Origin of the sequence: Paenibacillus sp. FSL H8-0048, assembly GCF_038002825.1 — a bacterium.
Lineage (GTDB): Bacteria > Bacillota > Bacilli > Paenibacillales > Paenibacillaceae > Paenibacillus_AQ.
Genome location: NZ_JBBODF010000001.1, coordinates 6512524 through 6526607 on the forward strand (window position 1 = coordinate 6512524; position 14084 = coordinate 6526607).

At 55.6% G+C, this 14084-nt stretch carries 11 protein-coding genes; all 11 read left to right on the plus strand.

Annotated elements, in window-relative coordinates; translation table 11 throughout:
• Positions 1-114: 114 nt before the first annotated feature.
• A complete protein-coding gene (mraZ, locus tag NSU18_RS28235) occupies positions 115-552 on the plus strand; it encodes a division/cell wall cluster transcriptional repressor MraZ (protein ID WP_036690220.1) in 438 nt (145 codons plus the stop codon).
• Positions 553-591: 39 nt separating this feature from the next.
• Positions 592-1545, plus strand: a complete 954-nt coding sequence (rsmH, locus tag NSU18_RS28240; protein WP_341150604.1) for a 16S rRNA (cytosine(1402)-N(4))-methyltransferase RsmH — start codon at positions 592-594, stop codon at positions 1543-1545.
• A gap of 23 nt (positions 1546-1568) precedes the next feature.
• A complete protein-coding gene (locus NSU18_RS28245) occupies positions 1569-1967 on the plus strand; it encodes a hypothetical protein (RefSeq protein ID WP_341017556.1) in 399 nt (132 codons plus the stop codon).
• 42 nt (positions 1968-2009) lie between these two features.
• Positions 2010-4241, plus strand: a complete 2232-nt coding sequence (locus tag NSU18_RS28250) for a penicillin-binding transpeptidase domain-containing protein (RefSeq protein WP_341150605.1) — start codon at positions 2010-2012, stop codon at positions 4239-4241.
• A 90-nt stretch (positions 4242-4331) separates the two neighbouring features.
• A complete protein-coding gene (locus NSU18_RS28255) occupies positions 4332-6260 on the plus strand; it encodes a stage V sporulation protein D (RefSeq protein WP_341018623.1) in 1929 nt (642 codons plus the stop codon).
• A 124-nt stretch (positions 6261-6384) separates the two neighbouring features.
• On the plus strand, positions 6385-7872 hold the full coding sequence (locus NSU18_RS28260) for a UDP-N-acetylmuramoyl-L-alanyl-D-glutamate--2,6-diaminopimelate ligase (RefSeq protein ID WP_341150606.1): 1488 nt from the start codon (positions 6385-6387) through the stop codon (positions 7870-7872).
• On the plus strand, positions 7869-9281 hold the full coding sequence (locus NSU18_RS28265) for a UDP-N-acetylmuramoyl-tripeptide--D-alanyl-D-alanine ligase (RefSeq protein WP_341150607.1): 1413 nt from the start codon (positions 7869-7871) through the stop codon (positions 9279-9281). Before NSU18_RS28260 ends, NSU18_RS28265 begins: the two co-directional genes overlap by 4 nt.
• Before the next feature lie 15 nt (positions 9282-9296).
• Positions 9297-10262 (plus strand): phospho-N-acetylmuramoyl-pentapeptide-transferase, encoded by a 966-nt coding sequence (gene mraY, locus NSU18_RS28270; RefSeq protein ID WP_341150608.1) that lies wholly within the window; start codon positions 9297-9299, stop codon positions 10260-10262.
• Between the two features lie 3 nt (positions 10263-10265).
• The gene (gene murD / locus NSU18_RS28275; RefSeq protein ID WP_341150609.1) at positions 10266-11687 is read left to right on the plus strand and encodes a UDP-N-acetylmuramoyl-L-alanine--D-glutamate ligase; all 1422 of its coding nucleotides are present in this window, start codon (positions 10266-10268) and stop codon (positions 11685-11687) included.
• Between the two features lie 49 nt (positions 11688-11736).
• Positions 11737-12834 (plus strand): stage V sporulation protein E, encoded by a 1098-nt coding sequence (spoVE, locus tag NSU18_RS28280; protein WP_036724276.1) that lies wholly within the window; start codon positions 11737-11739, stop codon positions 12832-12834.
• 5 nt (positions 12835-12839) lie between these two features.
• Entirely contained in the window at positions 12840-13955 is a 1116-nt protein-coding gene (murG, locus tag NSU18_RS28285; RefSeq protein WP_341150610.1) for an undecaprenyldiphospho-muramoylpentapeptide beta-N-acetylglucosaminyltransferase, read from the plus strand.
• Positions 13956-14084: the final 129 nt, after the last annotated feature.

Below are 14084 nucleotides of genomic sequence, written 5' to 3' on the forward strand. Positions count from 1 at the left end.
AAAATTACCTTGCTCCGGAAAAAGGTTTTTGGTTTTTAATGGCGAATCTATTATGCTTAGGTGGTGAAAAGTGGGGCAAAGTGGGGAATCGGGATTCAGGGGTGGGGAATGAGCATGTTCATGGGGGAATACCAGCACAGCATTGACGATAAAGGCCGGATCATTATCCCTGCCAAGTTCCGTGATATGCTCGGAACCTCCTTCGTAGCGACCCGTGGCCTGGACTCCTGCCTGTTTGTTTATCCCATGGAAGAATGGGGAATCATGGAGCAAAAGCTTAAAAGCCTTTCACTGATGAAATCGGATGCCCGTGCCTTCAGCCGCTTTTTTTTCTCGGGAGCGACGGAGTGTGTATGGGACAAGCAAGGCAGGGTGAATCTGCCGGGGAATCTGCGGCAATATGCCAAGCTGGACAAGGACTGTGTTATTCTGGGCGTTTCGAACCGGGTGGAGATCTGGAACAAGGAGCTATGGGAGCAGTACTTCGAACAGTCAGAGGAATCGTTCAACGAAATCGCCGAGAAATTGGTGGATTTCAATTTTGATCTATAGAACATAACATTTCGAATTACTGCCTTGGAGGGATGCAGCTTGTTTCACCACATCACGGTACTAAAAGAAGAAGCGACAGAAGGGCTGCACATCAAGAAGGATGGCCTATATGTAGATTGTACGCTCGGGGGAGCCGGGCACAGCGCCCTTATCGCATCCAAGCTTAGCGGCACTGGACGGCTGATCTGTCTGGATCAGGATGACTGGGCGCTGAACAACGCGAAAGAGAGATTGTCCGGATACGGCGACAAGGTGGTAACCGTCAAGACTAACTTCCGCGATCTGGAGCAGGTGCTCAAGGAACTGCCGTTTGTTCCGCAGAAGGACGGAGTTCCCCAGGTAGACGGGATTCTCTTTGATCTGGGGGTATCCTCTCCGCAGTTTGATGAAGGGGAACGCGGCTTCAGCTACAACCATGACGCCCCGCTGGATATGCGGATGGACCAGTCGGCACAGCTGAGTGCGGCAGATATCATCAACACCTGGAGTGAGCAGGAGATTGCCAGGGTGCTTTTCCAGTATGGAGAAGAGAAATTCTCACGGCGGATTGCCCGGAAGATTGTAGAGCGCAGGGAAGAACGCCCGGTAGAGACCACCGGAGAGCTGGCCGAGCTGATCAAGGAAGGCATTCCTGCGGCGGCAAGAAGGACCGGAGGACATCCGGCGAAGCGGAGTTTTCAGGGGCTGCGGATTGCCGTGAATGATGAGCTGGGTGCTTTTGAGGAAGGGCTGCATGCGGCTGTACGCTGTCTGGCTCCTGAGGGCAGGGTATCCGTTATTACCTTTCACTCGCTGGAGGACCGGATCTGCAAGCAGATTTTCAGCAGCTACTTAAGCCGTTGCACTTGTCCGCCTGACCTTCCGTATTGCGTGTGCGGTGCCGAAGGCACCCTGAAGCTGATCAACCGCAAGCCTATTGTGCCGGGGGAAGAAGAGCTGGAGCTTAACTCGCGTGCCCGTTCAGCCAAGCTGCGTATCGCAGAGAAATTGTAGATGACGATAAAGGAGAATCAGAGATGGCTTATACCCGCGGAAATTTAGCAGTTCAACCTAAGAGAAAACAAGAGGCAAACCCGCTGTACCGTGAGAAAACGAAAGTTGTCACCAGACGCAGAGTGCTGCCGCTGCAGGAGAAGCTTTTGTACATGCTGACGCTGGGAGCCTTTATTCTGGTAGCAGCCTCCCTGATCTGGCGTTACGTCCATATTTACGATTTGAATATGCAGGCCCAGAAGCTGGACAGCGAAATCGCGGTCAACAAGAAGCAAATTGCCACGTACAAGATGGAGAAGCAGACGCTCGAGCAGACGATCGTCCCGCGGGCGAAGGAAATGGGCTATGTGGTCCCTTCTGTGGATTCTACCATCTATGTTCCGCTAAGCAGCCAGGCTACTGACCAAGCCGGAAAAAAATAGCGATGAACGGCAATCGCAATAATAGAGGTTGTGAGGTACCTTATGGTTAAGAGAATCAAACTTCGCACGCTGTTTATAGGAGGGTGTATTACCCTCTTTTTTCTTGTTTTAGTCGCCAGAGTATTCTGGATTCAGGTTCTGCAAGGTAAGGAGTGGCAGGAGACCGCGGCTAAGCAGTGGGCCCATACTTCAACCATCAAGGCCGTCCGCGGGGTGATTGAGGACCGTAACGGTAATGTTCTGGCCAGCGATGTGCCTGCCTATACGGTAGTGGTTAACCCTGAGGTCATTGCCGAGAAAAAAATCGGTGAAGAGGTCATTCAGGGCCTGCATGAGCTGCTGAACAAACCGGCGGATGAGCTGAAGAAGCTGGTGGAGGCCAAGGATAAAGACGGGAAATATCTGAAGAACCGCGAGATCCGTAATGAAGGCTGGAAGATTAACCAGGAGCTGGCCGATAAAGTGACGGCTTTTGTAGAGAAGCTTAAGAAAGAACATGATACGCTGGAGACTGGGGTCGGGCTCGTCAGGGAGCAGAAGCGCTATTATCCTAAGGATTCGCTTGCTGCGCATATTCTGGGCTACACCGACAGAGACGGCAAAGCAATGATGGGACTGGAGAAGCTCCTGGACAAACAGCTCTCCGGGACGGACGGCAAGCTGAATTACCAGAGTGACGGCAAGGGCATCAAGCTGCCCGATTCCAAGGATACGTTCCAGCCTGTGGTGAATGGAAGCAACTACAAGCTGACGATTGACAGCACGATTCAGTTCTATATTGAAGAGGCTATGAAAAAGGCGTATGCGGAGTATAAGCCGAAGTCGATCAGTGTGATTGCGGCCGACCCGAAGACGATGGAGATTCTGGGTCTGGCGAATATGCCAACTTTTAACCCGAATGAGTACTATGATCTGAATCAGGATGCGGCCGGTTTCTATAACCACGCTATTATGACGAGATTCGAGCCGGGTTCAACATTCAAGATCGTCCCGCTGGCGGGTGCCGTGCAGGAGAAGCTGTTCAATCCGAATGCCACCTTCCAGTCCGGTTCTGTACGGATTAAGGGATACAGCAAGCCTATCTATGATATGAACAGAGCCGGGTATGGAACCATTACCTTCCTGGAAGGGGTTAAGCGCTCGAGTAACGTTGCATTCGTCAAGCTTGGCTATGAGATGCTGGGCAAGGAGAAGCTGCTGCAGTATATCACGGATTTCGGGTTCACGGAAAAGACGGGCATTGACCTCCCTGGAGAGGTTAAGGGTGTTGTCAACCCTGATCCAAACAGGGCAGTGGAAAATGCAACCCTTGCTTATGGACACGGGAAGCTGCTGGTGACCCCGATCCAGCAGCTCACAGCCGTCGCTGCGATTGCGAACGGCGGCAAGCTGCTGGTGCCGCATGTGGTGAAGGAGGTTACCGATCCGAATACCGGTAAGACCATGGTCACCCAGCCGGAGGTTGTACGTCAGGTGCTCTCCGAGGCAAGCGCACGGGAGACGGGCAGCTACCTGGAGCAGGTAGTGGCCGATCAGCAGCACGGAACCGGCCGGCATGCCTACATTGAGGGCTACCGGGTGGCCGGCAAGACAGGTACGGCGATTAAGCCGGATGGTAAGGGCGGGTATGACCGTGACAAGGTTCGCTCCTCCTTCCTCGGTTACGCACCGGCCAATGACCCGAAGATCGCAGTCTTCGTCATTATTGACGAGCCTGCTGATGCTGCCGGCGGCGGTGCCGCTGCGGGGCCGGTCTTCAAGGATATCGTCTCTCAGGCGCTTCCTTATATGGGCGTGCCCAAAGCGGGAGATGTTACGGGTCCTGCTGACAAGAAGACAGTGAAGGCCGAGGCTGCCACCCAGCGCAAAGCGCCGGAACTGACCGGCAAGACGGTGAAGGCGGCGAGACAGCTGCTCATTAATCAGGGCTTTGATTTTGAAGCCGTAGGTCAAGGGGCAAATGTAGTCAGCCAGTACCCTGAGAAGGGCACCGCCCTGACCGCCGGGCAGCGCATCTATCTGTTAAGTGAGCAGGGAGAGAACGTGACGCTTCCTGATCTGCGAGGGCAATCTCTGCGCGATGCGCTGGAGATTCTGAACCTGCTGAAGGTGGGGATCTCCGTCAATGGAGAAGGTTATGTCACGGAGCAGACGCAGACCAAGAATAACGGAAAAACCCAGGTTGCACTGACGCTTAGCCCGCTTAATGAGTATGGGGAGAATATCCCTGTTGCCTTAGCCGGTGATGCCGATAAGGATGAAGCTGCAAAGTAGCAGACCTATAGGCTTGTTCTAACCCCTGTTTGTCCTGAATAGTCATGAAGGTAAGAGATCATGTCTATGAGCGAAAGCGGGGAGAACAGAGTGAAGGTATCAAAAGTCGTTAGCCGGCGGAGAATGCTGTGGACGCTGCTGGGACTGGCCGTGTTGTTCGGTGCGCTGGCTGTGCGCCTTGCCTATGTACAGTTGACCCAAGGCGAGAAGCTGAGCGAGAAGGCCGAGGATTTATGGCGGCGGAATATCCCCTTCACCGCCAAACGCGGTGAGATTCTGGACAGGGAGGGTGTGGCGCTGGCGTATAACATCAGCTCACCCACGGTTTATGCCATTCCAGTACAGGTGAAGGAGAAGGAACAGACTGCGAAGCAGCTGGCTCCGCTGCTCGGCATGACCGAGGAGAAGCTGACCCAGCTGCTCACCCAAAAGAAAGCCTCAGTGAAACTGCAGCCCGGCGGCCGCAAAATTACGATGGAGCTTGCCGCGAGCATCCGTAATTTGCAGCTGCCGGGCATCGTTGTCGCTGAGGATAACAAACGGTATTATCCCTTCGGGGATCTGGCCGCACATATTCTGGGCTTCACCGGAATCGACAATCAGGGGATTACCGGGATTGAGAGCATCTATGATAAGCTGCTTCAGGGGAGTGCGGGCAATATCTCCTATCTCTCCGATGCGGGAGGCCGGCTGATGCCCGGGTCCTCCGAGAAGTACACGCAGCCGCAGGATGGACTTAGCCTGCAGCTGACCATCGACAAGCAGATTCAATCCATTATGGAACGCGAGCTGGATCAGGCCATGGTGAAATATCAGGCGCAGGGCGCCTGGTCTATTGCCATGGACCCCCGTAACGGCGAGATTCTGGCGATGGCGAGCCGGCCGGGGTATGAGCCAGGGAGCTACCAGGAATACGATGCTGAGGTATATAACCGTAATCTTCCGATCTGGATGACGTATGAGCCAGGTTCCACCTTCAAGATCATCACGCTGGCTGCGGCATTGGAGGAGGGGAAGGTAGATCTGCAGCATGAGCATTTTTTCGATCCGGGTTACATTGAAGTCGGCGGAGCGAAGCTGCGCTGCTGGAAGAAGGGCGGTCACGGAAGTCAGACCTTCCTTGAAGTGGTCGAGAACTCCTGCAACCCGGGGTTCGTTGCCTTGGGGCAGCGTCTGGGTAAGGATACGCTGTTCAAGTACATCCGTGATTTCGGCTTCGGGAGCAAGACGGGCATCGATCTGAACGGTGAAGCGAACGGAATTCTGTTCAAGCCCGCCCAGGTGGGCCCGGTGGAGCTGGCAACCACGGCATTCGGCCAAGGGGTATCCGTCACGCCGATTCAGCAGATTGCTGCGGTATCGGCAGCGATCAACGGCGGCAAGCTGTATACTCCGCATGTGGCCAAAGCCTGGATTAACCCGGATACCGGGAACGTTGTCTCCGAGACTGAGCCGGAGGAAGTGCGGCAGGTGATCTCGGAGGAGACCTCGAAGAAAGTGCGGGCTGCCCTTGAGAGCGTAGTTGCCAAAGGCACAGGCCGGCCGGCATTTATTGACGGCTACCGTGTGGGCGGCAAGACAGGGACAGCACAGAAGGTAATCAACGGCCGGTATTCTCCTACAGAGCATATCGTATCCTTTATCGGCTTTGCGCCGGCGGATGATCCGCAGATCGTAGTCTATACGGCAGTCGATAACCCGAAGGGAATTCAGTTCGGGGGTGTAGTTGCCGCTCCGATTGTCCAGAATATTCTTGAGGATTCTCTTCTGTATTTGAAGGTTCCGGAGCGTAAGGATCAGCTGCCGAGAACCTATAAATACGGAGAGACTCCGATAGTGACGGTCCCTGATCTTACGGGGGCAACAGTTCAGGATATCTATGAGGACTTGAACATGAATTTCATGCTGGTCCGTTCCGGCACCGGCAATACTGTGATCAATCAGGCCCCGAAGGCCGGGGCAAGAGTGCAGCAGGGCTCCACCATCCGGATTTATATGGGAACGCCAAGCGAACCCTAAATCGTATCATATAAAGGTTTATATAAATTTAACTTGAAAATACACAGACAGGGAAAAGTGGCGGAAGTCACGGTAATCCCATACTGAAATACTTACAAGTACAAATGCAGAGCGAGGGATAGCTATGTTAATTAAAGAACTCTCTTCTTGTCTGGCCGCTGCCCGTCTATACGGGGACGGAGACATAGAAATTTCAGATTTGCAGGCCGATTCACGCAAGGTGGGTCCGGGCGATTTGTTCATTTGTCTGCCCGGACATACAGTGGACGGACATGATTACGCACCTCAGGCTGCCGCCAAGGGTGCGGCTGCTCTGGTCTGCGAGCGGAAGCTGGACATTGACTTGCCGCAGATCGTGGTGGATGACTGCCGGTATGCCATGTCTGTGCTGTCCAATGCCTTCTTCGGTTCACCGAGCAGCCGGATGAAGCTGATCGGCATCACAGGTACCAACGGCAAGACGACCACCACCTATCTGATTGAACGGATCATGCAGGATCATGGGGTGAAGACCGGCCTGATCGGAACGATCCAGATGCGGTATGACGGTCAGAGCTATGGGGTGTCCGGTACGACACAGGAATCTCTGGAGCTTCAACGCAGTCTGAATCATATGGCGTTTAAGGGTGTGCAGTGCTGTGTAATGGAAGTCTCCTCCCATGCGCTCCAGCAGGGCCGGGTAAAGGGGACCGACTACCGCACCGCGATCTTTACGAATCTGACCCAGGATCACCTGGATTACCATCATACAATGGAGGAGTACCGCGCAGTGAAGGGCTTGTTCTTCTCACGGCTCGGCAATGTGATCTCCCCGTGGAAGGAAGAACGCAAGTATGCGGTGTTGAATGCCGACGATGAAGCCAGCGCCTATTTTGCCGCCCAGACCGCAGCGGAGGTCATTACATATGGTATCGACAAGACCGCCAATGTCCGGGCATCGCAAATATCGATCACCGCCAAAGGAACTTTTTTCCATGTGGAGACGTTTAGAGGAGAGACCGATATTTCGCTTCGCATGGTCGGTAAATTCAACGTCTATAATGCGCTTGCGGCGATTACGGCTGCGCTGCTGGAGGATGTGCCGCTTGCGGATATCAAGGCCAGTCTGGAGTCGGTTGCCGGCGTGGACGGCCGTGTCGAATCGGTGGATGCCGGACAGGATTTCGCAGTCATCGTTGACTATGCGCATACGCCGGACGGTCTGGAGAATGTGCTGAAGGCGGTATGTGAATTTGCAGCAGGCAAGGTGCTCACGGTCTTCGGCTGCGGCGGGGACCGCGATACGACCAAACGGCCGCTCATGGGCAAAATTGCTGCGAAGTACAGCGACCATGTGCTGGTCACCTCCGACAACCCGCGGACAGAGGACCCGCTGCAGATACTGGCTGATATTGAGGCCGGCCTCCGTGAGGATGGCGTGGCGCGTGAGCGCTATGAGATGATTCCGGACCGGCGGGAAGCCATCACAAAAGCTATTGAAATGGCAAGCCCCGGCGATGTAGTATTGATTGCGGGGAAAGGTCATGAGACCTATCAGCTGATCAAGGGAGTCGTTCATGATTTCGATGACCGAATCGTTGCCAAAGAAGTGATAAGGGGCCGAAGCTATTGATTATTAGAACATTGTATAATGTCGCGGAAATGTGCGGAGGAGAGCTGTCCTCATCCGAAGCTAAGGATATAGAGATTCAGGGAGTTGTAACCGACTCGCGCAAAATATCGCCGGACTGCCTGTTCGTCCCGCTGGTTGGGGAGAACTTCGACGGCCATCACTATGCGGCCGCTTCGCTGGCGGCGGGAGCTGCCGCTACCCTCTGGCAGAGGGATAAGGGGCCTGCACCCGCAGGCGGCGGGGTTATACTGGTAGAGGACACTCTAGCGGCACTGCAGAAGCTGTCCTCCGCCTATTTGGCTCAGGTGGCCCCCCAAGTGGTTGCCGTAACAGGAAGCAACGGCAAGACGACGACCAAGGATATGATTACGGCACTGCTGGAAGTGCAGTACAAGGTACACAAGACCCAAGGGAACTTCAACAATCATATCGGCCTGCCGCTTACGATTCTCTCCATGGACAGTGATGTGGAGATCGCTGTGCTGGAGATGGGCATGAGCTCACGGGGAGAGATCGCCCTGCTGTCTCTGCTCGCTTCTCCTGACGTAGCGGTGATTACCAATGTCGGCGAATCCCATCTGCTCCAGCTTGGCTCCCGCAAGGAGATTGCAAGAGCGAAGCTGGAGATTGTGGACGGACTTCAGCCGGGCGGGCTGCTGATCTATAACGGCGATGAGCCGCTGCTTGCCGAGGTTCTGGCAGAGCCGGGCTTCCGCACGCCTGAAGGGCTGCAGACCTTCCGCTTCGGGCAGTCGGCTGACAATGATGACTATCCGACCGGCCTGATGACACACAGCGCGGGGATGACGTTTACCTCGCTGCGGCACGGGGAGCGTGCCTTTACCCTTCCGCTGCCCGGACAGCACAATGTAATTAATGCGCTTGCTGCGCTTGCAGTGGCGCGTCATTATAAGGTGACGGATGAGAATATGGCAGAAGGACTAAGCAGCCTCAAGCTGACTGGAATGCGGATTGAGGTTGTTCAGGCGGCCAGCGGACTGGTTCTGCTGAATGATGCCTATAATGCCAGTCCCACCTCGATGAGAGCGGCGATTGATGTGCTGCAGTCCATGAAATGCAGCGGCCGCAGAATCGCGGTGCTGGGGGACATGCTGGAACTCGGGCCGGAGGAGCTGGAGTTCCACCGGCAGATCGGCAGCTATCTCGATCCGGCGCTGACGGATGATGTATTCACCTTCGGTCCGCTGTCGGCGCAGCTTGCGGCGGCGGCCTCGGAGCGGTTCGAGGCCGGGCATATCTTTGCTTTTACGGATAAAGAAGCCTTGATCGATGCCTTGAATGCGAAGTGCGGCAATGACGATGTTGTGTTGTTCAAAGCATCCAGAGGGATGCGGCTGGAGGAAGTGCTGAAGCGTTTGAAAGAACATTCTGAAGCGAATGCTAACTAAAGGAGGGGTGTACCCATGGATTATCAATTACTTCTGCTGACTATTGCTGTGTCCTTTATCCTTGCGGTCATTGCCGCTCCGCTGATCATACCGCTGCTGCGCCGGCTTAAGCTGGGGCAGCAGGTTCGTGACGACGGGCCCCAGACCCATCTGAAAAAGGCGGGAACCCCGACCATGGGCGGCGTAATTATCATGGTCGCGTTCACGCTGTCTTTTCTGAAATTCTCGGTCATTAATTCGGACTTCTATGTACTGCTGGCCGCTACGCTGGGCTATGGACTCATTGGATTCCTGGATGATTATATCAAAATTGTGTTCAAGCGCTCCCTAGGCCTTACGGCGCGGCAGAAGCTGCTGGGCCAGCTGCTGGTTGGCGTCGTGCTCAGCGTTCTGCTGATCTCGGCCGGACATCTTACGAATATCAGCGTTCCGGGAACCTCCTTCAGCTTCGACTGGGGCCCCTGGTTCTATTATCCGTTCATTGTGCTGATGATGATGGCGGTTACGAATGCTGTTAACTTCACGGACGGCGTGGATGGTCTGCTGTCAGGCGTAAGCGCGATTGCGCTCGCTGCCTTCGCGGTGGTAGCCATGCAGGCCACCTCGATTGCCGCTGGTGTCTGTGCGGCTGCGATGATTGGCGCAGTGCTTGGCTTTCTCGTATTCAATGCCCATCCTGCCAAGGTGTTCATGGGCGATTTCGGCTCCTTCGGGATCGGCGGGGCGATTGGCGCGATTGCTATTGTCACCAAGACCGAGCTGCTTTTTGTGGTAATCGGCGGAGTCTTCGTGGTTGAAATGCTGTCTGTAATTATTCAGGTTGCTTCGTTTAAGACACGCGGCAAACGGGTATTCAGAATGAGCCCGATCCATCATCACTTTGAGCTGGGCGGCTGGTCGGAGTGGCGTGTAGTCGTCTCCTTCTGGGCGGTGGGCCTTGTGCTGGCGGCAGCTGGACTATATCTCATCAAGGGGTTGTAACGAATGAAACATCCGGATCTGTACCGTGGTCAAGAGGTGGTTGTCCTGGGGCTCGCCAAAAGCGGCGTCCAGGTGGCCAAGGTGCTGCATGAACACGGCGCTGTGGTGACGGTCAATGATAAAAAGGAAAGAGATCAGAGTCCCGAAGCTTCCGAACTGGAATCTTTGGGAATTTCTGTTATATGCGGCGGGCATCCGGAGAGTCTGATCCACGAGGGAGTGGAGCTGCTTGTCAAGAATCCGGGGATTCCTTATTCGGTTGCTCCGGTACAGCAGGCGCTGGAGCTGGGGATTGAGGTGGTGACCGAGGTAGAGGTCGCGTATCACCTCTGCGCTGCCCCGATGATCGGCATCACCGGCTCTAACGGCAAGACCACCACAACGACCTGGGTGGGCCATATGCTGGAAGCAGCGGGGATGCGGCCCATTGTGGCCGGGAATATAGGAACACCGCTCTCCCAGGCCGCACAGGAGGCTGACGCGGACAACTGGATGGTGGTCGAGCTAAGCAGCTTCCAGCTGAAGGGCACGGAAGCGTTCCGGCCAAAGATTGCTGCCCTGCTGAATGTCGCGGAGACCCACCTCGACTACCATGGGGGCATGGAGGATTATGTAGCCTCCAAATCCAAGCTGTTCGCGAATCAGGGACCGGAGGATACCGCTGTGCTGAACTGGGATGATCCGGTCTGCCGCGAACTGGTGCCCTATCTTAAGGCGGGTATTCTGCCCTTCTCCATGAACGAGGAGCTGGTGCAGGGCATCTTCGTCCGCCCGTCCTACGTGGCGGATACGGTAGACGAGCTGAAGCGGGTCATTATCTACCGCGATTACACCGAGAGCGAGACTGAAATAGCAGATGTCGATTCTATCGGACTTCCCGGCCGCTTCAATGTGGGAAATGCGCTGGCTGCCTGCGGCATTGCCATTGCCGCAGGGGCGGACCCGGCGGTGCTGGGCCCGGTGCTGGCTTCCTTCCGCGGGGTGGAGCACAGGCTGGAGTATGTAACAGATAAGGCAGGGGCCGCCTATTATAACAATTCCAAGGCTACCAATTCCAAAGCTACCTCCATGGCGCTGGCCTCCTTCCGGAAGCCGGTCATTCTTATTGCCGGGGGCCTGGACCGCGGCTCGGATTATATGGAGCTGCTGCCTGTCCTTGGAGAGAATGTCAAAGCCCTGGTGGCGCTTGGGCAGACCCGGGACAAGCTGGCGGCTGTAGCCCGGCTGGCAGGAGTAAAGACGGTGATCTCCGTCGATAATGGGGAGAGTGCCGCTGCTGTGCTGGAGCAGGCTGTGCGGGAGGCTTCGGCCCTGGCGGAAGCCGGGGATGTAGTTCTTCTGTCCCCTGCCTGTGCCAGCTGGGATATGTTTACCTCCTATGAGGAGCGCGGGCGTATTTTTAAAGAGGCGGTGCATAACCTTTAAGTAGGGGGGTGGATAAGCCCCTACTACGGATGCAAGAGGTGTGCTCCTGATGAACAAATCCCGTCATGCGCCCGATATCTGGCTGCTGCTTCCGATACTGGCTTTGCTGGCTATCGGTATGGTAATGGTATACAGTGCCGGGTCCGTTCTGGGCTTCCGCAATTATGGCGATTCGTTTTATTTTGTCAAAAGACAGATGCTGTTCGCAGGCCTCGGCCTCATCGCGATGTTCATTACGGCGAACACCGATTATCTGGTGCTGAAAAGGTTCGCCCGGCCGCTCCTGCTCGTGTGCTTCGCCCTGCTGGTGCTGGTGCTGATCCCCGGCATCGGCGTGGTGCGCGGCGGTGCACGCAGCTGGCTCGGCATCAGCTCCTTCGGGATTCAGCCCTCGGAGTTCATGAAGATGGGGATGATCCTCTTCCTGGCCAAATGGCTTGGAACCGAGGAGTATGACATCTCCAGCTTCATGCGCGGGCTGCTTCCGCCGCTTGCGCTGATCGGCTCCGCATTCGCACTGATTATGCTTCAGCCGGATCTCGGTACAGGCACTGTCATGTTCGGCGCAGCCATGATGATGGTCTTCACAGCGGGGGCGCGGATGAAGCATCTGCTCTCCCTCGGTGCGCTGGGGCTGGCCGGGTTCGCCGGACTCATTGCCGCTGCGCCTTACCGGCTGCAGCGGATTACCGCCTTTCTGGACCCCTGGTCCGATCCGCTGGGTGCGGGTTATCAGATCATCCAGTCACTCTATGCGGTGGGGCCCGGCGGGCTGGGCGGACTGGGCTTCGGGATGAGCCGGCAAAAATACAGCTACGTCCCGGAGCCGCAGACTGATTTTATTTTCTCTATCTTGGCCGAGGAGCTGGGGTTCATCGGGGGGCTTGCTGTGCTGCTGCTGTTCCTGCTGCTGATCTGGCGCGGAATGAAGGTAGCCATGAGCCTGCCGGACCGCTTCGGCAGTTATCTTGCTGTAGGCATAGTATGTATGGTTGCGGTTCAGGTGGTCATCAACATCGGTGTGGTGATCGGTCTGATTCCGGTAACCGGCATCACGCTTCCGCTGATCAGCTATGGCGGCTCATCACTCACTCTGATGCTCACAGCTCTTGGCATTCTGCTTAATTTATCCCGTTATGCGAGGTGAAAGACATGCGTATTGTACTTAGCGGCGGCGGCACGGGTGGACATATCTATCCTGCCGTAGCCGTAGCCAGACAACTGGAATCCGAAGATGCGGATTCTGTCTTCCTGTATATCGGAGGCAAGCGGGGTCTGGAGAGCAAGCTGGTTCCCCAGGAGAATCTGCCTTTCCAGTCCATTGATATTACAGGCTTCCGCCGCAAGCTGTCGATAGATAATGTGAAGACGGTTATGCGGTTCCTTAAGGGGGTCAAAGCCTCCAAGGCCATGCTGCGCGAGTTCAAGCCTGATGTGGTTGTCGGTACCGGGGGGTATGTCTGCGGACCTGTTGTGTATGCAGCCTCCCGGCTCGGCATCCCGACGCTGATCCATGAACAGAATGCAATTCCGGGACTGACCAACCGTTTTCTCAGCCGGTATGCCAGCACAGTCGCGGTGAGCTTTGAAGGCACAGAGCCGGCTTTTCCCGGGGCCAAAAATGTAATCTATACGGGCAATCCCCGGGCCACTACGGTCATGACGGCGAACCCGCAGCGCGGCTTTGCTTCACTCGGCATTCCCGAAGGAAGCACGGTGGTGCTGGTTGTCGGAGGAAGCGGAGGAGCCAAGGCGATTAACCGCGCCATGATTGAAATGGCACCATTTGTGGGTAAGGGTAATGGTGTTCACTATGTGTATGTGACTGGAGAATCTTACTTTGAGGATACCCGCAAAGCGGTACGCGAGCAGCTCGGCGGTATTCCGAACTGGCTGCATGTCCTCCCCTATGTTCACAATATGCCTGAGGTGCTGGCCTGCACTTCCCTGATCGTTAACCGGGCCGGCGCCTCTTTTCTTGCAGAGATTACCGCGCTTGGCATACCCTCTGTGCTCATTCCGTCTCCCAATGTAACGAACAACCATCAGGAAGCCAACGCCAGAGCGCTGGAAGGTGAAGGGGCGGCAGTGGTGCTGCTGGAGAAGGACTTAAGCGGCGAGGCGCTGTTCACAGCGGTTCAGAAGATCATCGGAGCGGATACGCTGCGCCATAGCATGTCGGAGGCCTCAAGGCGCCTGGGCAAAAGAGATTCCGCCTCCCTGGTAGTCAGCGAGCTGCGCAGGCTGGCTGCAGGACGTAAACGCTAGAATCCGGGCTTACATTGTCACACACACGGGACTCCTAACATAGGATGATCCTATAATCGTGACAATCACCCAGAGCGCTTCTTGATGTCTGAGCCTTGGAGACGGAATCCGTTCCGGCCCATTACGCAG